The sequence below is a fragment of the Rubrobacter aplysinae genome, assembly GCF_001029505.1.
Classification (GTDB): domain Bacteria; phylum Actinomycetota; class Rubrobacteria; order Rubrobacterales; family Rubrobacteraceae; genus Rubrobacter_A; species Rubrobacter_A aplysinae.
Genome location: NZ_LEKH01000019.1, coordinates 1 through 25879 on the forward strand (window position 1 = coordinate 1; position 25879 = coordinate 25879).

Consider the following 25879-nt stretch of genomic DNA (forward strand, 5'->3'; position numbering starts at 1 on the left):
AGGAAGGTGTCCACGTCGAGCATGAGCAGTCGGTTCCTTTCCCACGGGATCGGGTGGCAAGCCGACTCTAGGGCGTGGACACCTTCCACTCAAATCTTCACCACCTAACTCACACCAAGCGTTTAAGTCAACACAGGCTAATCTGAACGATAGAATATACCTCAAAGATATACCCAAAACATTTATTCGGTATTTGAACTATATCTTTTCTGCGAAGAGAATCTTACATAAGGAAAGCAAGAAGAAAGCGGAGGTCGAGCCATATGGTGGCCTTCTTGCTTTTTTCTAACAGGGGATTCTTATGGCTCGTAATCTACAAAGCTTTCAAAAGGGTGGGGCGCATCCGGCGGCTCTGGGTTATCTCGCGTGGCCGCATTTGTTTTTCACCAGGTGTGTAACGCCTACAACCTCTACCGCCGACCCACTCTTGCACAAGCGTACTCGGTAGCATGCGGTCTGGGTTTTATAGGCAAGGCGGGGCCTACCATACCGTAGCCCGGGCCCGAAAACGAATCTGAAAAGCCACTAAAAGTTCAGGGAGGTAGCAGGCATGGGCCAGGAAACTCACAACGTACTCGGTGGGGAGGGCCGACCCAGGTTCTTTTCCGTTGGTAATGCCGAGACGTTAGGGATGGAGCCGCCACAGAATCGCCGTGGTGTGGCGCTGAGAACCTGGTCGAGGTCGCTCTCGGGCATGCAGAAGGAGGCGCTGGTTGCCAACTCGGTGGATGGGAAGGTGTGGCGTCTCGTCAGTGATGAGGGTCCCTACCTGGACGGCTATGATGAGGCTCCGTTCCCACTATCTCACATGACCACCGGGATGGTGGCATCGTACATGAGCGAAGTCCTGGCACTCGCAGAGCAGCGCGATATTGCCTTGCGCGACCCGAAGCTAACCCTCCACAACTATTACTCTATGGAAGGCTCGGCGCGCAAGGGCACCATGGTAGGCGGCGCCTTATCACCAAAGCTGGAGGTCGAGGCCGGGGCGGATGTTGGACCGGATACTCTTCGGGAACTCGTGTCAGACGTGGTACAGGCCTCGCCGGTAAATGGCCTGCTACGGCACATCCACGAGAGCTTGTTTACCCTGACCGTGAACGGAGGTCGAGTCGGTCCCGAGCGTGTCAACGCGCTTGATCAAGCCCCGCCGCCCGATCCTGGGGACAGGTTTTCAGAGGTCGAGACCGGTGAGGACGGGATCCCGGCACTCATCGAGCTCTTGTCGAATGCCGAGCAGGTTGAGGGAGAAGGGGGTGTGGGGTCCAGCTACGCTGATTCCCAGAGCCGCATCCTGCACGTCCGCGGCGTCTGCACGGTCCGGGAGGACGGCGTCAAGGAGGTCGAGCAGCGCCTGCTACAGCCCCTCGGATCGACCTTCCGGTTCCTGTCCGACGAGGCACCGAGGTTCAGCGGTAAGGGACTCGCGCCCGACGCCTTAACCTACGTCTCGGCGGGTGTAGCCTTCTGCTTCATGACCCAGTTCGGGCGCTACGCCAAGATCACGAAAAAGACCCTCGACGATTACCGGCTCGTCCAGGATACCCACCTGTCCACCGGGGGCGCCTCGGACGGCACCGGGCAGCCCGGCACCGCGGAGCCGGTGGAGACCCACGTTTACCTGGAGACGCCGGAGGGTGAAGAGTTCGCCCGCAAGGCTCTCGATATGAGCGAGCAGACCTGCTTCCTGCATGCCCTGTGCCGTACGGAGCTAAAGACCACGGTAAAGATCGCGGCCCGGGTATGAGCCCCGAATACGAGACGGCTAAAGGGTGTTTGGAGCGTAGGGCGGTGGCGAAAGCCGTTCGGAAAGCTACCCGGATGGCTTTCTCCAGGAGGAGGATTTGATGCAGGCTGAAGCTGATAATGCGGCCCGGTCTTACCCGGCCTACCGTACGCTCTGGATCTGGCTCCTGCTAGGGTGGATAGTGAGCTACGCGGACCGGACCATAACGGGGCCGGTCGTCACTTACATGATAGAGAACGACATCGCCCTGCTGCGAGGCGTAGAGAACCAGTTTGCCCTCGGAGGCTTGGTGGGCAGTATGTTTTTCGCGGGCTACATGCTCACCCAGTTTCCCGGCGGTTATCTCGGAGACAGGTTCGGCCACCGGACGATCATCGTTATAAGCATCTTCTGGGCCGCCATAGCCACACTGGTGAGCGGCGTGATGACGGCCCTGCTTGGCTTCGTGGCTTTGCGCGTGATCACCGGCCTCGGAGAGGGCACCTTCTACTCCAATGACCGCACCGTGATAACCCAGCAGAGCCCGTATGAAAAACGCAGCCTCGGGCTGGGTGTCGTAATAACCGGGCTCTCGATAGGCCTTACGCTCGCGCTCCTGCTCACCCCGCCCCTGATCCGGCTGGGCGAGCCCATATTCGGTGCGGACGGGGCCTGGCGTATGCCTTTCTTTGTCCTGGGTGCGGCGACCGTGGTAGTCGCTCTCGGCATACAAAGGTTCTTCAAGGGCCAGGGCGGTGATTTCGAGTTCAGGCCTACCTACGGTTCAGCTCTCAAAGGGCTTGCCGGGTACTCCGTCGTGCTATTCGCGGCGGTAATGGTGGTGTACGTGGTCTCTATCCAGGCGGGCCTGCCGGAATGGGGTACGGCTATCCTCGTGACCGTGCTAGCCTTGTTCCTGATCGCCTTCGTGTTTGGCAGCAAGGGCGGCGAGGTATCGCCAATTCTTCACAACAGAAACCTGATCCTCATATATCTCGCGGCCATAGCCTATCTGTGGCACCTGTGGTTCTTGGGTTTCTGGTCCGTCTCTATAATCTCAGACACCGGGGGCACGACCTTCGTGACCGCCGGCCTCACGGCGGCTTTCAACGCCGGGGCCGGTATACTGGGATTCCCCGCCGGTGGCTGGCTCGCCGACTACGCCAAACGCAGAGGCTGGGGCCGCAAGGGCATGCTCGCCTCCTTCACCCTGATACTCGCCGTAATGACCGCCGGCTTCGGCTTTTATGTCGCGGCCGGCGGGCAGTCTCTGTTCGTCCTCAGCATTCTACTGTTCGTATCCAGCCTCTTTTTCTTCGCCCTGCAGCCGATCTCCCATGCTCTTACCGCGGACCTCGTCCCCACGGCGGCCCTCATGGGGGCGGCATTTGGGATGTGGAACCTGGTGGCCGAGATAGGGGCGGTCCTGTCTCCCGCCGTGAGCGGTGTGCTGCGCGGAGCCACCGGTGACTGGGTCGCGGCCGTAATGGTCGACGCCGGTATAGTCTTCGCCAGCTTCGTCCTGATACTCTTCGTTAGAGAGTCCGGGCCCCAAGAAACCTCATCTGCGCCCGAGGACTCGCCGAATGCGGCGAGCGCCCAGAGACAGGAGAACACCGTGTAACAGTGTAATCCGCCAGAGGAAGTAAGCAAGCTGCCGGTCGAGATCCACCACGAGACTCAACATCAGACCGGGCACGATGGCAGCGATAACAGCATTATTAGACGCCGGTACGCGGCATAGAAAAGCTCCCTATACAAGCCCAGACAAGGGGTGAAATCGTGCGCACAAAGGTAGGAATCGTTGGAGGAGGACCGGCGGGGCTGGTCCTGTCTCACCTACTGTACCTGGAAGGCATAGAGTCCGTGGTGCTCGAGTCCCGCAGCCGCGAGGAACTCGAGAACGAGATCCGGGCCGGTGTCCTGGAGCAGGGTACCGCGGACCTCCTTGACGCCACCGGGGTTGGAGACAGGATGCACCGCGACGGGGCGGTGCATCACGGCATAAACCTCCGATTCGCCGGCCGCACGGAGCGCATAGACTTCGCCGACCTCACCGGAAAGGCGGTAACCCTATACGGCCAGCACGAGGTGGTGAAGGACCTCATATCCCGCCGCCTGGAGGACGGCGGACAAGTGCTCTTCGGCGCGGAAGCCCACGAGATAACGGGTATCGAAAGCGAGGAGCCGAAGGTGCGCTTCAGCCACGAGGGCTCTGAGAAGCCCGAAAAGTCCGAAGAGGAGCTGGCCTGCGACTTCGTGGTCGGGGTGGACGGCTTCCACGGGGTGTCACGTCCTGCCATACCCGAGGCTGCGCGGACCGAGTACACCCGAAAGTACCCGTTCGGGTGGTTCGGGATACTCGTGGAGGCCCCGCCCGCCACCGAGGAGTTGATCTACGCCAACCACGAGCGCGGATTCACGCTGGTGAGCACCCGCTCACCGCAGATACAGCGGATGTACTTCCAGTGCGACCCCACGGAAAACGCCGACGACTGGTCAGACGACAGGATCTGGGCCGAGCTCCATGCCCGCCTCGACACGGAAGACTGGACCCTTACAGACGGCGAGATCATCGAGAAAAACGTGGTCGGCATGCGCAGCTTCGTGACGGAACCCATGCAGTACGGTAGGCTCTTCCTGGCCGGAGATGCCGCACACATAGTCCCGCCGACCGGCGCTAAGGGTATGAACCTCGCCGTCGCCGACGTGCGGGTTCTGTCTCAGGGCCTAGCCGCCTACTACTACTCGGGCGATACCGGAGCCCTCGACCGCTACTCGGAAAGATGCCTGAGGCGGGTGTGGAAGGCTAGCCGATTCTCCTGGTGGATGACCTCGATGCTCCACCGCTTCGAGGACGATGACGTCTTCGGCCACCGCATGCAAGTGGCGGAGCTCGACTACGTTACCGGCTCCCGGGCGGCCTCCGCCACGCTCGCCGAGAACTACGTGGGGCTTCCCCTAGAAGCCTCGAAAGGATCGGGGACGGAGTCGCCCCAGCGGCCCGCCGGCGCACCGATGGGCGGAGCCTAGCTTCGGATAGGTACCATAGACAGAATAGCCGAAAGATATATCCGACATCAGGCCCGGGGGCAGTCTTTACGATAGGCTAGCGGGATGGTTGCAGCAGCTCTTGCCGCGGCCAACGCGGTGGATGGAGGCTTCCCAGGGTGCGCGAGCCGAGAGTACCTGATAAAGAGGGACACGGGGCCTCGCCTCTCCGGCGTCTCCGAATCTTGTTCATCGTCGCCAGCGTCTTGCTCGTTGCCTCCAACTTGCGGGCTTCGATCACCGCCGTGGGACCGCTGCTCGATACTATCCAGGAGGGCGTGGGTCTCTCGACCGGGGTGGCGGGTTTGCTCACCGCCGTCCCGCTGCTCGCCTTCGCCGCGTTGTCTCCGGTGGCGCCGGGGCTGTCCGGCAGGCTGGGTATCGAGCGTGTGCTATTCGGTGCCCTCTTGCTGCTGGCGGCCGGGATCTTGCTGAGATCCAGCACCTCCACCCACCCGCTCGTCGCCTTGTTCGGCGGCACGCTCGCCATCGGCCTCGCCATCGCGCTCGGTAACGTGCTCCTGCCAAGCCTCATAAAACGTGATTTCCCTGCCCGTACCGGACTTATGACGGGCCTTTACACCGCCACGATGAACACCGCCGCGGCCCTGGCCTCCGGAATCAGCGTGCCACTGGCGAGTGGCCTCGGGATCGGCTGGAGCGGCGCGCTCGCCCTGTGGACGTTACCCGTTCTCGCGGCCGCTCTCTTGTGGATACCCCGGCTGCGGGTGGGCCCCCGGAGGGGGGACACGCGACACCGCTCGCTGGCGCGCTCCGGCCTCTGGAGCTCGGCGCTGGCCTGGCAGGTAACGCTCTTTATGGGGCTGCAGTCGGTGGTTTTCTACGTCTCCATTACCTGGCTGCCGGCCATCCTGCGCGACGGGGGCCTGGCGGCTGCCCAGGCCGGGTGGATGGTCTCGATCATGCAGCTCGTCGCCATACCAGCGGCGTTTTTCGCCCCGGTGCTCGCGGAGAGGGGCGCGTCGCAGCGGATGGTGATCGTCTGTGCATCCACCCTGAGTGGCGTGGGGATACTCGGGCTGCTCCTCTCCGCCGGCGGAGCCGGCGTGATCCTGTGTGTCATACTGCTCGGCCTCGGGCAGGGTGCCTGCATAAGCCTCGCGCTTACCCTGTTCGCGCTCCGGGCGCCCGACCCCGGACGCGCCGCCGAGCTCTCCAGCATGTCCCAGACCTTCGGATACCTGCTGGCCGCCGCCGGACCGCCCGCGTTCGGCCTCCTGCACGAAGCCAGCGGCTCCTGGAGCCTCCCGCTCCTCGCACTCCTGGCCGTTACCGTGGGCCTCGCCGCCTCCGGCCTTGGCGCAGGCCGGGACGCCCTCGTACCCTCGAGGAGCGCGGTGGGAGTACCCGAAGAAGGATAGCCGTACCTCCGAGGGTGTCAGCCGTTGGTGGCGCAGAGTAGGAAGGACTCGACTACCGGGCCCTGATTCCCCCGGCGCCACACCATGCCGAGCTCTACCGTCGGCGATAGTCCGGCGACCGACCGGTACACCACGCCCGTGCGCCGGAAGTTCCTGAGCGAGGCCGGCACCAGTGAGACGCCGAGGTTCCCCGCCACGAGCCCGACTATGGTCTGCATCAGCCACACGTCCTTCTGTACGGCATCCGGGGTGAAGCCCGCCGCCTGACACGCCTGCGTAACCTGAGCGTAGAGGCCGGGCATCTGGTGCCGGGCCGGCATGATGAAAGGCTCGTCCGCCACCTCCCGCAGATCCACACTCTCCCTCGGAGCAAGGGCGTGCGAGGCCGGGAGCGCGAGCACCAGCGGCTCGCGCGAGACACACGCTATATTCAGCGCCGCGTCCTCGAGTGGCAGGTACAGAAAGCCGATATCCGTCTGTCCGGCGTGCAGGCTGCTTACGATCTGATCCGGCCTCATCTCGCGCAGGAAAAGCTCCACGCCCGGATACCCGGAGCGGAAAACCTTGAGCAGCTCCGGCAATACCTCGTTAGAGGCCGACGGCACGAAACCGAGCGCGATCCTGCCGACCTCGCCGTTGCCCGCCCGGCGCACCGCGCGGGCCGTCTGCTCCACCTGTGACAGAATCCGCCGGCTCTCCTCCAGCAGTAGCCGCCCCGCATCCGTGAGCTGTACCCCGCGGCTGGTGCGGTCGAATACCCGCACCCCGAGCTCGGTCTCTAGCTGCTTGATCTGGCTGGAAAGGGGCGGCTGTGCGATGTGTAGCCTCTGTGCCGCCCGGGAGAAGCTCTGCTCCTCCGCGACGGCCACGAAATATCTCAAACGCCGGAGATTCACGGCCCGATTATATCGTTAAAATATGCCCGGAAGATAAACATGGTATTAGACATATACTAGAAACGCGGCGAAGATGTGTTGAAGCGGTACTACGGGATTTTAGCCGGTTTAAAAGGGAAAGGTGGAGTCATGGATCCAGAAGAGCCAGAGGTTGGTTGAGGTGGAGAGCCTCAGGGAAGCGGTGGCGGAGCTGGTCCACGACGGGGACGAGGTGGCTCTAGAGGGCTTCACGCACCTCATACCCACGGCCGCCGCGCACGAGATCGTCCGCCAGGAGAAGAGGGATCTTACCCTGGTCAGGATGACGCCGGACATCATCTACGATCAGATGATCGGGGCGGGCTGCGCCGCGAAGCTAATCTTCTCCTGGGGCGGCAACCCCGGTGTGGGCTCTCTGCACCGTCTGCGCGACTCTGTAGAGCACGGTCACCCTCATCCCATAGAGTTAGAGGAGCACTCCCACGCCGGGATGGCCAACCGCTACGTCGCCGGGGCCTCGGGGCTGCCCTTTGCCGTGATGCGCGGCTACGTCGGCACGGACCTGCCGGAGGTTACGGGCACCATCTCCACCGTAACCTGCCCATTCACCGGTGAGGAGCTGGCCGCCGTACCCGCCCTGAACCCGGACGTGGCCGTGATCCACGCCCAGCAGGCGGACACGAAGGGCAACATAATGCTCTGGGGCATCACCGGCATCCAGCGCGAGGCTGCGCTCTCGGCGAAACGCGTGATCGCGACCGTCGAGGAGGTCGTCGAAGAGTTCGAGCCGAGGCCCTTCGGGGTCGTGCTGCCCTCGCCGGCGGTGGACGCTGTCGCCGTCGAGCCGGGCGGCGCCATTCCCTCGTACGCGGCCGACTACTACGAGAGGGACAACACCTTCTACGAGGCCTGGGACGCGGTGGCCCGCGATAGGGAGACCTTCGGAGACTGGATGGAGCGTCACGTCCTCTCCACGGAGGGCTTCCCGGAGTACCTGCGGAGCGTCCAAGCAGAGGGATACCACGCAGGCGTAGAGGAGACGACGAGATGAGCCAGCCCGCCGGAGACAGGACCCGCACCGAACAGGCGGAGCAGACTAATCAAAACAGCTACTCGAACTACACCACGGACGAGATGATGACCATCGCGGCCTCCAGGTTGCTCGCCGACGGAGCCGTGTGCTTCGTCGGCATCGGGCTGCCTTCGGAGGCCGCGAACCTGGCGAGGGCGACCCACGCCCCGGAGTGTCACTTGATCTACGAGTCCGGCACCATCGGCGCCAAGCCGGAGGTCCTGCCTCTCTCCATAGGCGACGGAGCGTTGGCCGAGCACGCCGACTCGGTGGTCTCGGTACCCGAGATCTTCAACTACTGGCTACAGGCCGGCCGGGTTGACGTGGGCTTTCTCGGGGCGGCCCAGATAGACCGCCACGCGAACATAAACACCACGGTGGTGGGTTCCTACGAAGATCCGAAGGTTCGCCTGCCCGGAGCCGGAGGAGCGCCGGAGATAGCGGCGTCCGCAAAAGAGGTCGTCGTGGTGCTCCGCCAGAAGTCCCGGGCCTTCGTCCAAGAACTGGACTTCGTAACCAGCGTAGGCTACGCGAAAGGCGGAGACTCCAGAGATCGCCTCGGCTACGTGGGCTCCGGACCGAAGACCGCGATCACGGACCTCGGCGTCATGACCCCCGACCCCGAGACCAAAGAGCTCACCCTCACCGCCCTGCATCCCGGGGCCACGGCGGAGCAGGCGAAAGAGGCGACGGGCTGGGACCTCAAAGTGGCGGACGACGTGGCCCGGACCGACCCGCCAACAGAGAAAGAGCTCGCGGTGCTGCGCGACCTGCACACCCGCACCGAGGCCGCGAGAGAGCAGAGAAGGGAGGCCTGAGGCATGGCACATGGAGCATACGAAGGAGCCACGGAGGCCTGGATCGTCGGTGCCGTGCGTACGCCGGTCGGGCGTCACGGCGGCCAGCTCGCCGGCGTCCGGCCCGACGACCTCGCGGCGGAGGCGATCTCCGCGCTCGTCGAGCGTACCGGCGTATCCGCCACGGAGATAGAGGATGTCTACCTCGGCTGCGCAAACCAGGCGGGCGAGGATAACCGGAACGTAGCCCGCATGGCCTCTATCCTGGCCGGCTTGCCGGAGGAGATCCCGGGCGCGACCGTAAACCGGCTCTGTGGCTCGGGGCTAGAGGCGGTGGCCAGCGCCGCCCGGGGCGTGATGCTAGGTGAAGCCGACGTGTACGTGGGCGGCGGGGTAGAGTCCATGAGCCGCGCGCCCTGGGTGATGGAGAAGCCACAGAAGGCGTACCCGGCCGGTCACCGCACCGTCTACGACACCACCCTGGGCTGGCGCATGACCAACCCGAAGATGGAGAGGATGGGCCACACCGACTCTCTGGGCATGACCGCCGAGAACCTGGCCGAAGAGCGTTACGCGGCGAACACCGGCGAGGGTAAGCCTGAGAGGCTTGCCGGAGAGTACGACATCTCCCGTGAGCGTCAGGATGAGTTCGCCTTGCACAGTCACGAGAAGGCCGTGGCCGCGCAGGAGGCCGGGCGCTTCGACGAGGAGCTTGTGCCGATAACGGTAAAAGGCCGTAAGGAGACGACCGTGGTCGAGGCCGACGAGGGTCCTCGTTCCGACACGACCCTGGAGAAGCTCGCCAAGCTAAAGCCCGCCTTCAGGGAAGACGGTAGCGTGACCGCGGGCAACTCCAGCCCGCTGAACGACGGGGCCGCCGCCGTGATGGTCGTCTCCGCGGAGTACGCCCGCTCCCACGGGCTCACGCCGCTGGCGAAGATAAAGAGCGTGGCGACCGCCGGGGTGCCGCCGCGGGTAATGGGTATCGGGCCGGTCCCGGCGACCCGCAAGGCGCTGGAGCGGGCCGGGCTTTCTTTCGACGATGTAGGGCTAATAGAGCTCAACGAGGCGTTCGCCGCCCAGAGCCTGGCGGTCCTGCACGAGTGGGGCCTCTCCTACGACGACGGGCGACTCAACCCCAATGGCGGCGCGATCGCACTCGGCCATCCTCTGGGTTGCTCCGGGGCGAAGCTGCTTACGACGCTCGTACACGAGATGAACCGCCGGGACGTAGAGGAAGTACGCTACGGTCTGGCGACCATGTGTATCGGCGTGGGGCAGGGCATAGCAATGGTAGTCGAGCGGCCGGAATAGGGAGAGTGGGGATGTCGCGTAAGGTAGATGAGATACACGGGGTAGAGGCTCCCGCGGATACGGGCGACGCTCCGCACCCGCCTTACTCGTACCCCGGCTACGAGTCCACCCGCCTGAGGGCGCCCAAGCGTACGCTTACCATAGCGCCGCGCACCCTGTCCGAGCTCACCGGCCCGGTCTACGGCCACGAGCGAATCGGCGCGCTCGACAACGACCTTACCCGCCAGTACGCCGGCGAGCCGCTCGGTGAGCGCATCATCGTCACGGGCAGGGTGCTCGACGGCGACGGCAGGCCCGTCAGGGACGGTCTTATAGAGCTGTGGCAGGCGAACGCCGCCGGGAGATACACCCACGCCGGGGACCGCCACCCGGCGCCGCTCGACCCGAACTTCTCCGGCGCGGGCCGCTGCGTTACGGACTCCGAAGGGCGCTACCGCTTCGTAACGGTCAAGCCCGGAGCCTACCCGTGGGGCAACCACCCGAACGCCTGGCGGCCGGCCCACATACACTTCTCGCTTTTCGGGCGATCTTTCAGGAGCCGGCTAGTGACCCAGATGTACTTCCCGGGGGACCCGCTCTTCCATCAGGATCCCATATTCAACTCCATCCCAGACGAGCGGGGGCGGGAACGTTTGATCTCCTCTTTCGACCTCGGCATCACCGAGCCCGAATGGGCGCTCGGCTACAATTTCGACATCGTGCTCGAAGGCCGCGACGCGACCCCGATGGAGGACCATTAGGATGCCTGGCGTTACCCCCTCACAGACGGTGGGGCCTTTCTTCCACGACGCGCTGCTCGCGGAGGACCAGACGCGGCTAGTAGACGAAGAGTATCCCGGGGCGATCCGCCTGCACGGCACGGTCTACGACGGCGCCGGAGAGCCCGTGCCCGACGCGATGGTCGAGATCTGGCAGGCCGATTCACGGGGTCGGTATCCTCACTCCGACGCCCCTCTCAAAGCGTCTGAGGACTCAGAGAGCTTTACCGGCTTCGGGCGTTCCGGCACCGACTGGGAGGGCCGGTTCGGGTTCGTTACCGTGAAACCCGGGCGGGTGCCGGGGCCAAAGGGTACGGATCAGGCGCCGCACGTCCTGATGACGGTCTTCGCCAGAGGCCTCCTGAAAAGGGTGGTGACCAGGATCTACTTCCCGGACGAGGAGGCGTCGAACGCCGCCGACCCGGTCCTGCTCACGGTACAAGAGGACCTCCGATACACCCTCGTCGCGGAGCCCGGGGCCGGGGGATTGAGGTTCGACGTACGCCTCCAGGATGGACCCGGCGGCGAGCCCGAGACGGTGTTTTTCAGTGTCTGATTCTCCCGGGACGGACGGAGCGTCGGGCGGGCTCTTCGGGCCCATCTTCGCGCCCGACGATCCTGATGGGGTTCAAGGGGAGACCGGAGACGAGGCCTGGCTACAGGCCATGCTCGACGCGGAGGCGGCTCTCGCGGCGGCCCAGGCGGGCGCGGGCCTCATATCCGACGCCGACGCGGGGGCGATCCGCTCCCGCTGCAAGGCGGAGCTCTTCGACGCCGGGGAGCTCGGGAGAGAGGGCCGGGCCGCCGGCAACCCCGTGGTCCCGCTCGTAAAGAGGCTGACCGCCGAGGTGGATAAGGCGTCCGGCACGGCCTCCCGTCAGGTGCACCGGGGGGCGACCAGCCAGGACATCCTGGACACCGCCGCGATGCTCGTCGCGGCCCGGGCGCTGGCTCAGATCCTCCCAGAGATTGACGGCCTCGCCGCGGAGTGCGCCGCCCTGGCCGAAGATCACCGCGCGACCCTCATGGCCGGCCGTACCCTAATGCAGCAGGCGCTCCCGGTCACCTTTGGCCTCAAGGCGGCGGGTTGGCTCGTCGCTTTGATAGAGGCTCGGCGAGGGCTGCACCGCGTCCGGCGGGATAGGCTGGCCGTCCAGCTCGGGGGCGCGGCGGGCACGCTCGCCTCCCTCGGGGCGGCGGGACCTGCCGTGCTCTCCGGCTTTGCCACAGAGCTGGGGCTCGCCGAGCCCGTCGTGCCCTGGCACTCGAACCGGGTCAGGGTCGCGGACCTCGTCGGCGCGCTCGCTGCCTGCGCCGGGGCCGTAGAGAAGATCTCGGGCGACGTGATCCTGATGTCCCAGACCGAGGTGGGCGAGGTGGCCGAGCCCTCGGGCGGCGGCCGCGGCGGCTCCTCGACCCTGCCGCACAAGCGCAACCCCATACTCTCGGTCACCGCCTCGGCGAGTGTGCGCAGGGCCAGGGCCGCCGCCCACACCCTCCAGTCCTCCATGGACCACGAGCACGAGCGCGCCGCCGGAGCCTGGCACGCCGAGTGGCAGGCGCTCTCCGAGGCGCTCTCCGCGACCGGTGGCTCGGTCGCGACGATGCGCGAGGCGACCGGCGGGCTTGAGGTCTACCCGGGCCGGATGCGCCGGAACCTCGACGCCACCGGCGGCCTCATAATGGCCGAGAACGTTAGTACCGCACTCACCGGAGAGCTTGGCCGGCTACAGGCCCATGAGCTGGTGCAGGCAGCTTGCGAGCGCGTGTCCCTGAACGGTACCGGGCTAGAGCAAGAGCTCCTGTCCGAGCCCGAGATAAGCCGGGCGATCTCCGAGGAAGAGCTGGATTCCGCGCTAGATCCCGGGAGCTATCTCGGCTCCGCGCAGACGTTCGTGGACCGGGCTCTGGCCCTCTACAACGAGGAGGTTAGAGAGATGAGAGACCAAGATGGCTAACCCTGCGAAGCTCTATCACGAGCTCGAAGGCCCTGAGGATGCCCCACTGCTGGTGATGGCAAACTCCCTGGGCACGGACCTGCGCATGTGGGACGAGCAGGCCCCGGAGCTCCGGCTGCGCTTCAGGCTGCTCCGCTACAATCACCGGGGCCATGAGGGCTCCGAGGAGCCTCCCGGACCGTACTCCATAGCAGACCTCGGAGAGGACATACTGGCGCTCGTGGATGAGCTCGGCGTGGAGCACTTCTCCTTTGTCGGGCTCTCCATCGGCGGCATGGTCGGTATGTGGCTCGCGAGTGAGGTCCCCGAGAGGGTAGAGCGCCTCGCGCTCTGCTGCACCACGGCCCGGATGTCCTCTAAAGAGCCCTGGGACGAGCGAGCCGCAAACGTGCGGTGGGCCGGCACGGCGTCCATCGCGGCAACCGTCGTGGAGCGCTGGTTTACCCCGGCCTTCCGCGAGGCCGCGCCGGAGACGGTGCAGCGGGCCGAGGACATGGTCCGGCGCACCCCGGACGAGGGCTACGCGGCCTGCTGCGAGGCGATCCGCGACATGGACCTGAGCGGCCGCCTCGGCTCTATTACCGCCCCGGCGCTTGTAGTCGCGGGCGAGGAGGATCAGGCCACACCGCCGGATCACGCCGCGCTTATCCGGGACTCCATCCCTGACTCCGGGATGACGGTGGTCCAGGACGCGGCCCACCTCGCAAACGTTGAGCGTCCGGAGACCGTAACCTCCCTGCTGCTCGACCATCTCGACCACCTAGATCACCCCGATCCCGTTACGAAGGCCTCTCCTTGAGCCGGGAAAGCCGCCGCGACGAAGGGATGAGGGTCCGGCGCGAGGTGCTCGGCGACGGGCACGTGGACCGGGCTATAGAGCGCACCACCCCCCTGACGGAGGATTTCCAGGACTTCATTACGCGCTACGCGTGGGGTGAGATCTGGACCCGCCCGGGTTTGGACCGGAAAACCCGGAGCGCCATAACGATGACCGCGCTCATAGCACTCGGCCACCACGACGAGCTCGCGATGCACGTCAGGGCCGCCTTGCGCAACGGGCTCACCCCGGAGGAGATAAAAGAGGTGATCCTGCAGAGCGCGATCTACTGCGGAGTGCCCGCGGCGAACTCGGCCTTCGCCGTCGCCCAGGGCGTGCTCGAGGAGTAAGCCCGGTAAGTCCGCCGCGTACCAGGAACGGCTTTGTGGGATCATGCCAGATGTACACAACCGTATGGGGAGAAATCCAGATGCACAAGCTGACCGTGCTCTACCATCATCCGGAGGACCCGGAGGCCTTCGACCAATACTACGAGACCACCCATGTTCCCATAGCCGAGAACATACCGGACGTAAAGCACTTCGAGTCCGGCCGGCTGCTGGCCACGCCCGACGGTGAGGAGCCCCAGTATCACCGGATCGCGGAACTCTGGTTCGAGAGCGCGGACCAGCTTCAGGAAAGCATGGGCTCCCCGGAAGGCCTGGCCGCGACCGGCGACATAGCCAACTTCGCCACCAGGGGCGTAACCTCGTTCATCTCGGAGGTGGAATAGCCGCGCTCGCCCCCGCGAGCCGCAGATGGACCGGGCGCGTGGTGGCGTCTCCGTGTCTGATCGAGGATCGCAGGCGCCGGTACACTCGGGAAGGCTGCTCCCGAACAAGATCAACCGATGTAACGGCGTAACGCCGATGCGCTCTATAAATCCTACTCCTCGTCGCGTGGCGCGAGCCGGATATATCTGCGCGCGGCCTCCCTGAGCGCCCGCATGTCCCGGGCTTCGAAGGCCAGGCGCATCCTACGGATGGCCTCCTGCTCGGCCGGGGTGTCGCCGCCGTGGCTGTCAGGGTCGCGCCGGAGCTCGACGTACTCGAACGTCCGTTGCAGCCAGGAGACGGCCAGAGACTCGTCCCAGAGGTTCCGGTGGTCTGACACGAACCTATCATAACCCCATCATATCTGGACCGTGACCCCGGAACTCAAGGGTAATCTTACTCCGTCTCGGGCGTCCCGCTTCTCTCCCGGAAGAAACTCTGCGGGCTGGCGTAGTCGCCCTCTTCGTATAGCCGGGCGTTCTCTTTTCCGATGTACCTGTAATGCCAGGGCTCCCAGCTGTAGCCGGTGTGCTCCTCGGCCTCCCGCGGATACGAGAGCACGAAGCCATAGGACGCCGCGTTGTGATGCAGCCACTCCGAGGCCGCCGTCTCCCCGAAGTGCTGTATGAGACGGTAGTTCGTGTCGGAGTTGGAAACGTCTATGACGGTGCCGAGCTGATGCTCGCTGTGACCCGGCGGGGCGCTGAAGTTCTTTGCCCGCTCACCGTAGATCGCGGTCAGCCTCCCGTAAGAGACCACCTGCGCCTCGTAGGACCTATAGGCCGAGGAGACCAGAAGCTCGATACCGTCTTTGCGGGCGGCCCCGATCATCCGCGAGGCGGCACGCGCTGCCGGCTCCCGGAGCTTCATGCTGCCGCCACCGAGGGTCGGGACGTTGCGCGGGTGCAGTAAGACGAGCTTGTCCGGCTCGTAGCCGGGGGGCAGGCCGTTGTGACGGTCCACGACCACCAGTAGCTCGTCGGGGCTCCCGGCTGGTGAGGCATCCGCGGCATCCGAGGCATCCGTAGCGTCCGCGACTTTATCTCCCTCGCCGGTCTCTGCCCCCTCCCGGTTAGAGCCCTGCCTATCCGGGAGAGCCGTTCCGCCGGAGCCGCTATTCCGGGCCCAGTAGGGCTCGTAGACCTCTCGTATCGCCTCCCACTCTGAGGATTGTTCCGGTACAGTGGCTGGGAGGTCCTTATCCGGACCGCTATCCCGGGATGACTCTATGTTGCCGAGGGAGCTTGGAATCTCTGCGGCGCAGCCCGCTCCCGATACTAGCAAGCATCCCGCGAATGCCAGCGTACAGACGGCTCTGACCGGACGCGAGAGTAGACCTCGCCGGGCATTCTCGTCTATGTTAAGCGGGGGTGTGATCTCTACTCTCCCTGGGTATACGAGTCGAGCGCCGACTACACTGGATGCCCACACAAAAATACTAACATCGTATTTGGGTGGTGGAAAAACCGGCACCCTACTGAGACCCTACTGAGTGTCTAGCACGGGGCTATGGCTCACCTTGGACCATGTCTACGAGGGTCTCCGGTGCGGCCGGTACGCCACCGGCCTGGACATACCCCGGTACGTGATACACGTTTGCCTCGATAAAACTTCCCCCCGAACAGGTCCGGATTTCCTAATATTCTCTTGGCTGCATCAGAACACCCCCGCGTGTTTCCGCATACAACCGCCGGTTGCCGGGCGGGCTACAGTGCTCTCGACGGACGGTGAAGCGGGAGACCTTCTGGAGATGAGCGGAACACCATGAAGCCCACGAACCCCACGAATGTCCACTAACCCCACGGCCAGCCCCCTGATACTCACGGCGAAGTTCGACGAGGTCTCGCAGGCCCGTCTGGACGGGCTGCGTGAGCGGTACTTTCCGCCGGAGCGAAATATGATCCCGGCCCACCTCTCGCTCTTCAATCAGCTACCGGCAGGGATGACGGGCCTCATCCCCGACCTGGAGGAGGCCTGTGCGCTCCGGGGGAGGGTCGAGGGCCGGTTCGACGGGCTGAAATTCCTCGGAAAAGGGGTTGCCTATACTCTGGACGCCCCCCGGCTGGTCGAGCTCAGGAAGAAGCTGGCCCGCGAGTGGGAGCCCTGGCTGGCGCCCCAGGACCGCCAGAAGCTCTCGCCGCACGTAACCATCCAGAACAAGGTGGATCCGCAGACCGCCAGGGACCTCCACGCCCGCCTCACCGCCACCTTCGAGCCCTTCGAGACGGTCATAGAAGGCGTATCGCTCTGGCGGTACCTGGGTGGGCCCTGGGAGCCCGTGCGGGACCTCTACTTTAGCGGGTAACCCGCGGTAGGCCCCTGGACCTGTTTATTCAACCTACGTGATTATGTAGGTTATGTAGACCGCTCCTCGCGGTACTCCTCTATATCCTGGTAGAGCGTATCCGGGAAGGTGAGCTCGTTGTAGACGTTGCAGGAGTCCGGGTCGTCCGGGGTGGGGCAGATCTCGAAGTCTTGCTCTTTTTGCCACTGCAGGATACGCTCCCGGCGCGGCGGGTTGTATCCTTTGTCCTCGACCTGCTGCACCATCGCGCGGGCTTCGCGCTCGCTCTCGTCGTCGTCCCGGGCGAGCAGCTTTACCAGCTCCTCGTTGTCCACGAAGTAGCGGGCGACCATCGCGAAGGTCAGCCTGCCGTAATGCCCTATGTCCTCGCCGTTCTCCAGCGCCTCCAGCATGCGCTCCATCATCGGGCTCTGCCTGAGATCCTCTACCGGCATAACTCCTCCTTTATCAGCGCCTCTAACGCCTCTGACATCTCCAAAGCTCCGAAAAGCTTTGTACTCTGTAACTTTTTGCGAATCTCCCAGAGCCTAACCGTCTCCCGGCAGATGAATGTAAAGGCTGACACGCAATACGGCCCGTCCGGGAAGCGCCGCCCCTCTTCTACCCCTCTACTCTGCGAGCCTCGCGTCCAGGGACCGGAGGAGCGTCCTGCGGGCCCTGTGGCGGCGCTCGTACTCGCGCACCCGCTCGACCTCCTCGTCTGAAAGGCCCTTTACCTTGCTCTGTATGTCTCCAACCGAGAGCTCATCGTAATCGGCGAGCGGCGGGGCAAGCGACTCTTCCCTGGCCTCTTTGGCAGAGCCCGTGTTCTCCACGAACTGCCGGCCTTCTCTGGAGGCTTCGCGCTTACGCTGGTCCGTCCTCTCGGCCTCTTTGATGCTCATCTTCTCCCAGGCCTCTTTCGGCAGGTAGCGTTTGGTCTCGCCGGTCCAGGAGTCTCGGGCCTCGACCTCGCCGTCCTTTGTCTGCCACTCCTCGTTGCTCCACTCGGTGAGGCTGCGCTGCTCCTCGTCCTTGCCGCCCCGGTAACCGCCGCCGTGCTTCTCGTACTCCTGCTTGAGCAGCTGGGCCTTGCGGGCCGACCACTGGCCCGGCTCGCCGCCCTTGTCGGAGGCTTTGATCTCCTCTTTGAGGCGGTCCCGCAGCTCCGGGTGCGTGTACTTTTCGGAGTAGCTCTGGCTCGACATTGCTCTCTTCTCCCGTCTCTTCCGCCTTCGTATAGATCGTGTTCAACCTGCGTCCGTCTAAACCATCCCGGTTCCGGCCCTGTTACACCTCGTGTGCCCCGCCCACGGCGTCTCCTAAAGCCTCCAGCGCCACCGGACCGGCGAGGAAAGCCTCTGCCGGGGCCCCGTAACCCAGGCGGCGGCCTTCGGAGAGAGAGAACTCCTCCAAATCCCGACCCATCTCCCCAACGCCGCCGAACTGGAACCCGAGCTGGCTTTCGTATGCCCCGCAGGCCCGGAGCTTGTCCTCCAGCTCATTCCGCATTACGACGCCCGTCTCGGAGACCTCCGGGGGCGTGGGTACCCGCGGCGTCGCCTCCGGGGCGCGCAGGGCGTAGGGAGTGTCCCGGTAGTAGAGCGTGCGGGGGGCCTGGCTCTGTAGTATCCGTCCCGTTTCAGCCAGAGCGCCCAGAGCCCGGATCACCTGCAAGTGATCCACGTGCCCCCCGAGACCCTGGGGCGCGAAGACCAGCTCCGGCTCGGTATCCCGTATCAGTGCGGCGAGGCTCTCCCCGGCCGCCAGGTGGGCCTCATCGCCGGGGAGAACCCCGGAGAAGAGCTCCTCCGCGCTCTCGTAGCCCCGGTGGGGGGCCTCCGGGTGCGCGAGGTGTACGGGATCCGCCCCGAGCTCCCGGCACGCCGCCGCATCCTCGGCGCGTCTGAGCTCCATGTAGTCCACCGTCTCTGGTATCCCCTTGTCCGTCTGGCACGCGAGGGCGAAGCCGCCGGGCTCCGGCACGCTCGCGGCAAAGACCGTGGCGAGCGTAACGCGCCAGCCGAGCCGGGAGAGCCGGGCCGCCGTGCCGCCGCAGGAGAAGGCCACGTCGTCCAGGTGGGGCGAGACGAACAGCGCGGCCGGAGACCTGTTACGCGCGTTGTTATTCACGCTAGAAGAGATAGAGACGCTAGAGGAGATGCGGGGCCTCCCGGAACCGGCAGGTCTCCACGGTATCGTCCAGGGTCCAGCCCGTGTCCGGCGGGGTGCCGACGAGCAAACGGTAGACTTCCTGTATACGCTCCGCTATAGCGGGCCAGGCGTAGACGTTCCGGGCCTCGGCGAGCGCGTTCTCCGCCAGGCGCCGCCGCAGTCCCGGATCGTCCAGCACCCGGCCTATAGATGAGGCCAGGGCCTCGTGGTCGCCGGGCTCGACGAGCAGCGCGTCCTCTCCGTCTGTCAGGCAGTCCACCACCCCGACGGCCCTCGTCGAGACTATCGGGAGGCCCGTGGCCATCGCCTCCAGGATGGTGTTCGAGAACCCCTCGGCGTGGGTGGGCGAGACGAAGACCTCGGCTTTCCTGTAGACCTCCGGCGTCTCGTCGTAGGGGGTGTATCCGGCAAACTCCACCCGCCCGGACAGGCCGAGATCCGAGGCCAGGTCCTTCGCGCTCTCCACGTCCGGCCCGATACCGCTGACCACGAGCCCGAAGTCGTTCCTACCCTCTTCCGAGAGCAGAGACATTGCCCGGAGGAGATCCAGAATCCCTTTCCGGGCGTCCACCCGGCCGTGATACAGCAGGGTGGGGCTCTCTGGTACACGGCCCACTACTCTCTCGTCCGCGGGGTGGAACCTGCGAGTGTCCACCGCGCCGGGGATTACCATGAAGGAGTCCGGCGGGACGCCGTGGTTCTCGTGTACCTCTTCGGCGAAGGAGCGGGAGCCTATGAGAAGCGCCCCGGCGTGGCCCAGCACCGCCTGCATGGCCCTGGCGTGGGTGCCGCAGCAGCTACCGACCCAGTGTCCGTCGCCGCCCTGGATGGAGACCACGTTCGGCACTCCCGTCTCGGCGGAGGCCTCCAGCGCGGCCAGGCCCGTGGGGTAGCCGTACTGGGCGTGAATGATGTCGAAAGGCTCCCGCTCGTGCTCGGCCGTTATAGTCTGGACCATGTTTCGGATGTCGCGCTCGAAGTCCCCGCCCTCGCGCTCGCCGACGGCTTCTAGCCCGATCACCCGCACCCCCGGTACCTCCGGCGGCGGCCCGCCGCCGTACACGCCCCGGCCTTCCGGGCCGTCGCGGTACTGGCTGACCAGCGTAACGTCGTGGCCCTGCTCCACGAGCTCGCGCAGCAGGTTGGCGGCGTACACGCTCATGCCCGACACGGCGGGGAAAAACCGCCGCGACACAAAGCAAACTCTCATCGGAACTCCAGACCTCCACTCCCGTACTCCACTCTCGTCTCCGCCTCCCTGAGCGCGGCGAGCGACCCCGGTATCTCCTCGTGCGCCCGGTGCGACTCGCGGGAGAGCTCCACGCAGACCAGCCGCCCGAAGCCGACCTTCCTGAGCGCGCCGAGCACCGCCGGGACGTCCATATCACCCTCTCCGAAGGGCCGGTGCTCGTGTACCCCGCGCGGCATATCTTCTATAGATACGGTGCCAAGGCTCCCGGCGAACTCCCGCACCGCCTCTTCTGGTTCACGCTCTCCGGTCACCAGGCAGTGTCCGGTATCGAGCGCCAGCGAAAGGCTCTCTGAAACCCCTCCTGAAAGCTTCTCTATCTCTCCGGCGAGGCGCGCGTAACCGTCCGGGGTCTCGACTAGCATCCCGGGCTCTGGCTCGAAGGCCGCGGTTACCCCGAGCTCCGAGGCCCTCTCCAGCACCAGGCCGACGCCCTCCGCCAGCCGCCGCCACGCCTCGCCGGGGTCGTCGCCGGGCCACGGCACTCCGGACCAGAAAGAGACGGCCTCGGCGCCGGTCGCCGCCCCGACTTCGAGGGCCCGGTACAGAAAGTCCAGCCGGAGGCCGCGGGCGTCCGGGTCCGGGGTCACGAGGGTCGGCTCGTGCTTGCGGCGCGGGTCCAGCAGGAAGCGGGCCCCGGTCTCTACTACCACCCCGAGGCCGAGCCGGGAGAGCCGGGAGGAGAGCCGGTCTGCGCGCCGGACGAGGCCCGGGGCGAACGGGTCGAGGTGATGGTGGTCCAGGGTGAGGGCGACGCCGTCGTAGCCGGACCCGGAGATGAGGTCCAGAGCATCTTCTAGCCGGTGGTTCTGGGCCCCGTTGGTGTTGTAGGCATATCGCAGGCCCGGTGGACTCTCCTGGCTCGATGAGCTCGATGGTGGCCCCGATAGGCTCAACAGATCCCACGCTCCTCGGCGGCGAGCGCGGCGACGTGGCGGCCCGGCTCCCGGTACAGCGGATACAGGTTCCCGACGGTGCGCTCCACCGCCTCGTAATCTAGCCAGGCCGGGCCGAGCTCGGCCTCCGCCTGCGGCGGGAGCAGTATACGGTGGGCTCCGGGACGCCCGCCGGGGCCGCCGGTTATCACGAGGTCGCTGCCACGGTCGAGGAGCCGGCGGAGGTTTCGCGGCCCGATGCGGCCGTAGCTCAGGGTCTCTACCTCGAGCCCCGGGACGAGCGCCTTGACGGCCCGGGCCCCGCCGTCCTCCGGTGAGAGGTCCAGATACAGCACCTCCAGCCCGGCCTTCGAGAGCCGGTCCACGACCACCTCCAGCAGCCGCTCCCGGTAGTCCGGCGCCTCCTCGTCCATCCCGAGCGTCGGGACGCCGGAGAGCGCCGTGCGGGAACGGACCGTGAGCACCGGGTCTGAGATGAGATCCCTCAACTCTCCGTAAGAGCGAGAGAGCCAGTCGAGCGTCGCCTCCAGCGAGCGGTCCTCCTCGCTGCCTAGTGGCTGCCCGCGGAACCTCTCGACGTATCCGGGCGGGGAGATGGCGTGTATCGGGGAGAGCGGACCGTGGTTGAAGGGTTTTCTGGCCCGGGCCGCGCAGAACTCCGCCAGGCATTTGCGCAGCGCGATCTCCCGGTCCGGGTGGGCCGCTTCGCCGCAGGCCGTGACCGTGAGCGGATGCACACCGCCTCCCGGCTCTCCGGGCTCCCGGTCCTCGCCGACTGCGTAGAAGTTCGCTATCCCGAGGTCGGTCTCCGCGAGCTTTACGGTAACGTCCACGCCGCCGCCGGCGATCATCCTTAGGAGCTCCCGCGCCTGACGGTCTTCGACGCCGTCGAGATCCACCGCGATACCCTGGTCCAGCGCCCGGTATGAGACGCTGTTGCCGTCGCGTTGGACGAGCTCCAGCAGGGCGTGGGAGAGGGCGTGGGCGAAGGTCGGACCGGCCCCGAGGCCGTTCGTGATCGGGGTGGTCAGGCACTCTTCGGGGGGCGGGCTACCGCCGAGGTCCGCGAACCGGCTCGCCGCGAGCTCTACCGGGACCAGCACCTCCTCGCCGCCGGGATGGCGGCGGGCCGGGACCCACTCGAGCTCGGTCTGCGGCGTATAGTCGCTGCCGGCGGGCAGGCAGGCCTCACGGGGGTCCAGGACCCCGCGCGGGCCGCGCTCGGAGACGAGTTCCTCGTAGGAGCCGCGCGTCCGGGGCAGGGTGGAGAAGGTGCGCCAGGCGTTCACGGACTCGAACATCTCGCCGTGGGCGCTGGTGCGGGCTGCTCCACGCGTGGTCCCGTAGCCTATGCCGTTCGTGAAGGGACCGCTCTCGGGCCACAGCGCCGCAGACCACACCGGGACGCCGAGGTGGTCGAGGCCCGAGATCTCGAACTCCGCCTCCGCGCCGGGGGGGAGGGACCGGCGGTACGGTGCTACCGTCTGTTCTCCGGGTAAGTTCCCGGCCTCACTCAAATCGCTCAAAGCGGCAACACCTCCACGAAAGGTCTCCTCTCTAGCTGGGCGTCTAGCAGCGCGAGCACCTCCCGCTCGCCGACGTTCGTACACTGCTCGAACGGGGTAAAGGTCTCGTCGAACCCTAGACCGGAGAAGACCTCCCTGTAGCGGTGCGCCTCGTCCGGGGTGAGCGGTATGCGCCGGACGAACGCCTTGTGGGTCGAGATGCCGTCGGCGGTCCTACCCTCCGGGTCCGATCCGGCTAGCTCCAGCTTCACGGCGTCTCCTATATATAGCCTGCGGTTACCGGGGTCGTGGAGGACCGAGTGGCCGGCGAAGTGGCCGCCGGTATTTATGAGGCGGAGGCCGCCGGGGAGGTCGAGCGCGGCGTCGAAGGGCAGGGTTACCCCGAAGGCCCTGGCCCAGCCGAGGTCCTCGCGGTGTATGGCGACCTCGCAGCCGAAACGCTCGGCAAGCCGCCACAACGCGCCGTAGGTGTGGGGATGAGACGCCGAGGCGTACGCCACGCCGCCCAGGGACTCGATGTGATCGAGAGCCCCGTCGTCGTACAGGGCAGAGGCCTCGAATGCCACGTTTCCCTCCAGCCGGACGAGCACGTACCCCGAAGGTGAGATGCCGAGCGGCGTATCCAGACTGTACCTCCAGACGCCGGGCCTCACCTCACTCCAACTGCAGCGGGACCTCTCCGCCGCCTCCCCGGCGTCCAGAAACTCGAAGCCCCGCTCGGGGAGCACGTGGCGGAAGTCCTCGCACAGGGGACAAGTGGCCGGGCGCTCGAAGCGTTTCTGCCAGAAGCCGCAGTTGGTGCAGACGTAGGCCTGTAACTCCGCCTCCCGCGGCCAGTCGGCCGGTATGCGGGAGCCGTGGGGCGTGCCGCGGGGGCCGGCGTGAGGCTGCGATCCGGGCTCCGTCACGCTGTCTCTCCTTTTGTCTTCTCTTTTGTCTTCTCTTTTGTCTTCTGTATTTTCTTCTGGCTAGAACTCTCCGGGCTACCGGATGGTATGGCTGAAGCCGCCTCCTCCAGGAGCCTCATGGTGTGGAGGTCCCGCTCCGGCCCGTGGTCGGGCTCCCGGCCCTCGAGTATGGTGCGGGAGAAGGACTCGATCTGGCCGGTGAACGGCGAGAGGTTCTCTTCGGAGGGTATCTCCACCCGCTCGCGTGACCCGTCGGATGCCCGGACGAGCTCCAGGGTGCCGCCGGGCTCCTGGCCCAGGGTGTCCGTGGTGACGGCGAGCGCGCGGGTGCCGGACACTTCGAGCGTGCGCCTCGGGTAGACCTCCGGCGTGCTGTAGGAGACGTGCTGCAGGAACAGGACGCCGCTGCCGGTGTTTCCCACCAGCGCCGCGCCGTCCTCCACCGGATAGTCGAAGACCCGGCGCTGCAGGCGGGCGCTCACCGACTCCAGACTCTCGTCCAGGAGATACTGGACGAGGTCGAGACCATGCGGGGCGAGATCCGTGAGGGCACCGCCGCCGGCGCGGCCCGGATCCGCCCGCCAGTTGTCCTCGGACCACTCCGGGGGCAGCCAGCAGGCGTAATGTATGCGTACCGAGCAGACCGTGCCCAGCGCCCCCTCCGAGACGAGCCTCCGCAGCCTGCGGTGCGCCGCATGGAACCGCTGGTCGAAGGCGGTCGAGAGGACCACGCCCGCCCGCCGGCAGGCGGCGGCCATCGCCTCCGCGTCCGGTAGCGCCGGTGCCAGCGGCTTCTCGCACAGGACGTGCTTGCCCGCGGCGGCGGCGGCCTCCACAATCTCCCGGTGCAGGTGGTTCGGCGTGGCGACGTACACCGCGTCCAGCCCGGGCCCGGACAGGAACTCCCCGAGGTCCGTGTGCCGGCTCGCCTGTGGCGCAAGCTTTCCGGTCGCGGACAGGGCCCCGGGCGAGGGGTCGAGGAGCGCGACCGGGTCCGCGTTCCGGGCCTCCGTGACGGCCGGCGCGACGAAGTCTCTGGCGACCCAGCCGCAGCCCGCGATGCCCCAGCCCAGGGTCTGCGTTGAGCCGGCCACCTACATCCCCTCCGGTAGATCCAGGAGAACCCGGTGGCGGACGAGCCGGTCTATCTCGGGCGAGGCCCCGACTCCCTCTTCCGCGCCCTCCCTGAGAACTGTCTCGCTGGGGGAGATCCGCTCCGGGAGGTAGCCGGACCGCGGCGCATACTCCTCTTCGTAGTGCCCTGACGGCCACCCCAGCACGTGGGACCCCTCGCCCAGGTCCTTGTAGAGCGGGTTCAGACGGAGCGGCGTGCCGGGTGGCGGGAGCAGGAGATCCGGCGCCCGCCGCGGACGCGAGCTGGATCTGGAGCCGGACCTAACGAGGCTCACCGCCTCGCTCCGGGAGAGCTCCCCGGCTTCTCGCGGCGTGGGGTCTCGCCCGGCCACAGCGGCTTCCGTGAGCTCTGCGTCGTCGTAGAGCGTGGATCCCGGGAAGAGCTCCAGGTGCCGGGCGACGCCCGCCGGCTCTCCGGATGAGAAGTTTTCTACCGCCGCATTGTGTGAATGTCCTATTACAATGGTTCCGTCGTCTCCGGCGATCCGGCCGAGCTCGGCCGCCACGTGAGGCTTATCCGGCAAAAAGTAGAAGGCGTCCTGGCACAGCGCGAGGTCCGCCGAGCCATCCTCCACGGGGAAGCGGCGGGAGGCGTCGAAGCACACCAGCTTCGCCTCCGGCACCAGGTAGCGGCGGGCGAGCCACAGCTTGGCGAAGACCACGTCTCCGGCGGTGGCCTCGATCCCGCGCCGGGAGAGCTCGCGGGTGTAATGTCCGATGCCGCAGGCCAGCTCGAACGAGCTCTGCGGGGCGTCCCAGCCGGTCTGTATGAGACACAGGCCGGCGAGGTAGACGGGGTCCGAGAGCCTGTAGGAGAAGTAGTCGGCCACCGGGCCGAAGCCCAGATAATGCATTACCTCTCTGGCCGGACCGCCGGCGTCCGCCACTGATACGGCGGCCCGCACGCTTTGAGGGGAGGGCGGGGAGGTGGGGGCCCAGTCGTCCTGATCTCGTAAGAGCCCGGCGAGCGCCGCGTCATGATCTCCCCGGTCGAGTGCGGCGTTGACGCGTTCCAGAAGCTCTTTGCGGCCCGCGCGCAGGTACGGTATCTCCTCGACCACGGGCCAACGCTCGCCGCCGGAGCCATCCGTGAGGAAAGGGCCTCGGCGGTAGAGGGGCCGTCCGGTCTCCGGGCTGGAGAGTGACGCGTCGGCCCAGGTGGGGATAAATACGGGATTACCCAA

Annotated in this window: 26 protein-coding genes; 14 read left to right on the top strand and 12 right to left on the bottom strand. The window is 66.1% G+C overall.

The window, feature by feature from the left end:
* Positions 1–658 precede the first annotated feature (658 nt).
* From ABD53_RS13750 to ABD53_RS13765, 4 genes are all read left to right on the top strand, one after another.
* The gene (locus ABD53_RS13750) at positions 659–1747 is read left to right on the top strand and encodes an OsmC family protein (RefSeq protein WP_160309702.1); all 1089 of its coding nucleotides are present in this window, start codon (positions 659–661) and stop codon (positions 1745–1747) included.
* Between the two features lie 100 nt (positions 1748–1847).
* A complete protein-coding gene (locus tag ABD53_RS13755) occupies positions 1848–3350 on the top strand; it encodes an MFS transporter (RefSeq protein ID WP_047866424.1) in 1503 nt (500 codons plus the stop codon).
* A gap of 158 nt (positions 3351–3508) precedes the next feature.
* Complete coding sequence (locus tag ABD53_RS13760; RefSeq protein WP_047866399.1) at positions 3509–4759, top strand: 4-hydroxybenzoate 3-monooxygenase; 1251 nt, start codon at positions 3509–3511, stop codon at positions 4757–4759.
* A gap of 137 nt (positions 4760–4896) precedes the next feature.
* Entirely contained in the window at positions 4897–6159 is a 1263-nt protein-coding gene (locus tag ABD53_RS13765) for a CynX/NimT family MFS transporter (RefSeq protein ID WP_235401648.1), read from the top strand.
* 17 nt (positions 6160–6176) lie between these two features.
* Here ABD53_RS13765 and ABD53_RS13770 read toward each other — a convergent pair whose 3' ends face one another.
* Entirely contained in the window at positions 6177–7040 is an 864-nt protein-coding gene (locus tag ABD53_RS13770) for a LysR family transcriptional regulator (RefSeq protein ID WP_235401650.1), read from the bottom strand.
* A gap of 166 nt (positions 7041–7206) precedes the next feature.
* Here ABD53_RS13770 and ABD53_RS13775 point away from each other — a divergent pair, with 166 nt between their 5' ends.
* From ABD53_RS13775 to ABD53_RS13815, 9 genes are all read left to right on the top strand, one after another.
* Positions 7207–8085, top strand: a complete 879-nt coding sequence (locus tag ABD53_RS13775) for a CoA transferase subunit A (protein ID WP_047866401.1) — start codon at positions 7207–7209, stop codon at positions 8083–8085.
* A gap of 83 nt (positions 8086–8168) precedes the next feature.
* On the top strand, positions 8169–8924 hold the full coding sequence (locus tag ABD53_RS13780) for a CoA-transferase subunit beta (RefSeq protein WP_047866426.1): 756 nt from the start codon (positions 8169–8171) through the stop codon (positions 8922–8924).
* 3 nt (positions 8925–8927) lie between these two features.
* The gene (locus ABD53_RS13785; protein WP_047866402.1) at positions 8928–10217 is read left to right on the top strand and encodes a thiolase family protein; all 1290 of its coding nucleotides are present in this window, start codon (positions 8928–8930) and stop codon (positions 10215–10217) included.
* 11 nt (positions 10218–10228) lie between these two features.
* On the top strand, positions 10229–10957 hold the full coding sequence (pcaH, locus tag ABD53_RS13790; RefSeq protein ID WP_084709693.1) for a protocatechuate 3,4-dioxygenase subunit beta: 729 nt from the start codon (positions 10229–10231) through the stop codon (positions 10955–10957).
* Between the two features lies 1 nt (position 10958).
* A complete protein-coding gene (pcaG, locus tag ABD53_RS13795; RefSeq protein WP_047866403.1) occupies positions 10959–11531 on the top strand; it encodes a protocatechuate 3,4-dioxygenase subunit alpha in 573 nt (190 codons plus the stop codon).
* Positions 11524–12933 (top strand): 3-carboxy-cis,cis-muconate cycloisomerase, encoded by a 1410-nt coding sequence (pcaB, locus tag ABD53_RS13800; RefSeq protein WP_235401652.1) that lies wholly within the window; start codon positions 11524–11526, stop codon positions 12931–12933. Before pcaG ends, pcaB begins: the two co-directional genes overlap by 8 nt.
* On the top strand, positions 12926–13732 hold the full coding sequence (pcaD, locus tag ABD53_RS13805) for a 3-oxoadipate enol-lactonase (RefSeq protein ID WP_047866404.1): 807 nt from the start codon (positions 12926–12928) through the stop codon (positions 13730–13732). Before pcaB ends, pcaD begins: the two co-directional genes overlap by 8 nt.
* Positions 13729–14100, top strand: coding sequence for a 4-carboxymuconolactone decarboxylase (gene pcaC / locus ABD53_RS17540; protein WP_084709695.1), 372 nt, complete (start codon positions 13729–13731; stop codon positions 14098–14100). Before pcaD ends, pcaC begins: the two co-directional genes overlap by 4 nt.
* A gap of 80 nt (positions 14101–14180) precedes the next feature.
* On the top strand, positions 14181–14483 hold the full coding sequence (locus ABD53_RS13815) for an EthD family reductase (RefSeq protein ID WP_047866405.1): 303 nt from the start codon (positions 14181–14183) through the stop codon (positions 14481–14483).
* 152 nt (positions 14484–14635) lie between these two features.
* Here ABD53_RS13815 and ABD53_RS13820 read toward each other — a convergent pair whose 3' ends face one another.
* Together ABD53_RS13820 and ABD53_RS13825 are read right to left on the bottom strand one after the other, a co-directional pair.
* Positions 14636–14863 carry a hypothetical protein gene (locus tag ABD53_RS13820; protein WP_047866406.1) on the bottom strand — a complete coding sequence of 76 codons (228 nt, stop codon included), beginning with the start codon at positions 14861–14863 and terminating at the stop codon, positions 14636–14638.
* Between the two features lie 56 nt (positions 14864–14919).
* Positions 14920–15807 carry a M15 family metallopeptidase gene (locus ABD53_RS13825; protein ID WP_053058098.1) on the bottom strand — a complete coding sequence of 296 codons (888 nt, stop codon included), beginning with the start codon at positions 15805–15807 and terminating at the stop codon, positions 14920–14922.
* Positions 15808–16309: 502 nt separating this feature from the next.
* On the opposite strand from ABD53_RS13825, the gene ABD53_RS13830 reads away from it, so the two are divergent.
* Positions 16310–16828, top strand: coding sequence for a 2'-5' RNA ligase family protein (locus tag ABD53_RS13830; protein ID WP_047866407.1), 519 nt, complete (start codon positions 16310–16312; stop codon positions 16826–16828).
* A 50-nt stretch (positions 16829–16878) separates the two neighbouring features.
* Here the strand turns inward: ABD53_RS13830 and ABD53_RS13835 are convergent, their stop codons facing one another.
* The 9 genes from ABD53_RS13835 to ABD53_RS13875 all read right to left on the bottom strand — a co-directional run bounded on the left by ABD53_RS13835 (position 16879) and on the right by ABD53_RS13875 (position 25879).
* Positions 16879–17262 carry a hypothetical protein gene (locus ABD53_RS13835; protein WP_047866408.1) on the bottom strand — a complete coding sequence of 128 codons (384 nt, stop codon included), beginning with the start codon at positions 17260–17262 and terminating at the stop codon, positions 16879–16881.
* 174 nt (positions 17263–17436) lie between these two features.
* Positions 17437–18015 carry a hypothetical protein gene (locus tag ABD53_RS13840; protein WP_047866409.1) on the bottom strand — a complete coding sequence of 193 codons (579 nt, stop codon included), beginning with the start codon at positions 18013–18015 and terminating at the stop codon, positions 17437–17439.
* 82 nt (positions 18016–18097) lie between these two features.
* Positions 18098–18940, bottom strand: coding sequence for a PIG-L deacetylase family protein (locus ABD53_RS13845; RefSeq protein ID WP_047866410.1), 843 nt, complete (start codon positions 18938–18940; stop codon positions 18098–18100).
* A 19-nt stretch (positions 18941–18959) separates the two neighbouring features.
* Positions 18960–20192, bottom strand: coding sequence for a glycosyltransferase family 4 protein (locus ABD53_RS13850; protein ID WP_047866411.1), 1233 nt, complete (start codon positions 20190–20192; stop codon positions 18960–18962).
* Positions 20189–21127, bottom strand: coding sequence for a sugar phosphate isomerase/epimerase family protein (locus ABD53_RS13855; RefSeq protein ID WP_200900399.1), 939 nt, complete (start codon positions 21125–21127; stop codon positions 20189–20191). The genes ABD53_RS13850 and ABD53_RS13855 overlap by 4 nt, the downstream gene beginning before the upstream one ends.
* Complete coding sequence (locus tag ABD53_RS13860; RefSeq protein WP_160309703.1) at positions 21124–22653, bottom strand: YcaO-like family protein; 1530 nt, start codon at positions 22651–22653, stop codon at positions 21124–21126. The genes ABD53_RS13855 and ABD53_RS13860 overlap by 4 nt, the downstream gene beginning before the upstream one ends.
* A complete protein-coding gene (locus ABD53_RS13865) occupies positions 22650–23561 on the bottom strand; it encodes an MBL fold metallo-hydrolase (RefSeq protein WP_200900400.1) in 912 nt (303 codons plus the stop codon). The genes ABD53_RS13860 and ABD53_RS13865 overlap by 4 nt, the downstream gene beginning before the upstream one ends.
* Positions 23558–24655: a Gfo/Idh/MocA family protein gene (locus ABD53_RS13870; RefSeq protein WP_084709697.1), complete on the bottom strand. Its 1098-nt coding sequence runs from the start codon at positions 24653–24655 to the stop codon at positions 23558–23560. Before ABD53_RS13870 ends, ABD53_RS13865 begins: the two co-directional genes overlap by 4 nt.
* Positions 24656–25879, bottom strand: a complete 1224-nt coding sequence (locus tag ABD53_RS13875; RefSeq protein WP_053058099.1) for a class I SAM-dependent methyltransferase — start codon at positions 25877–25879, stop codon at positions 24656–24658.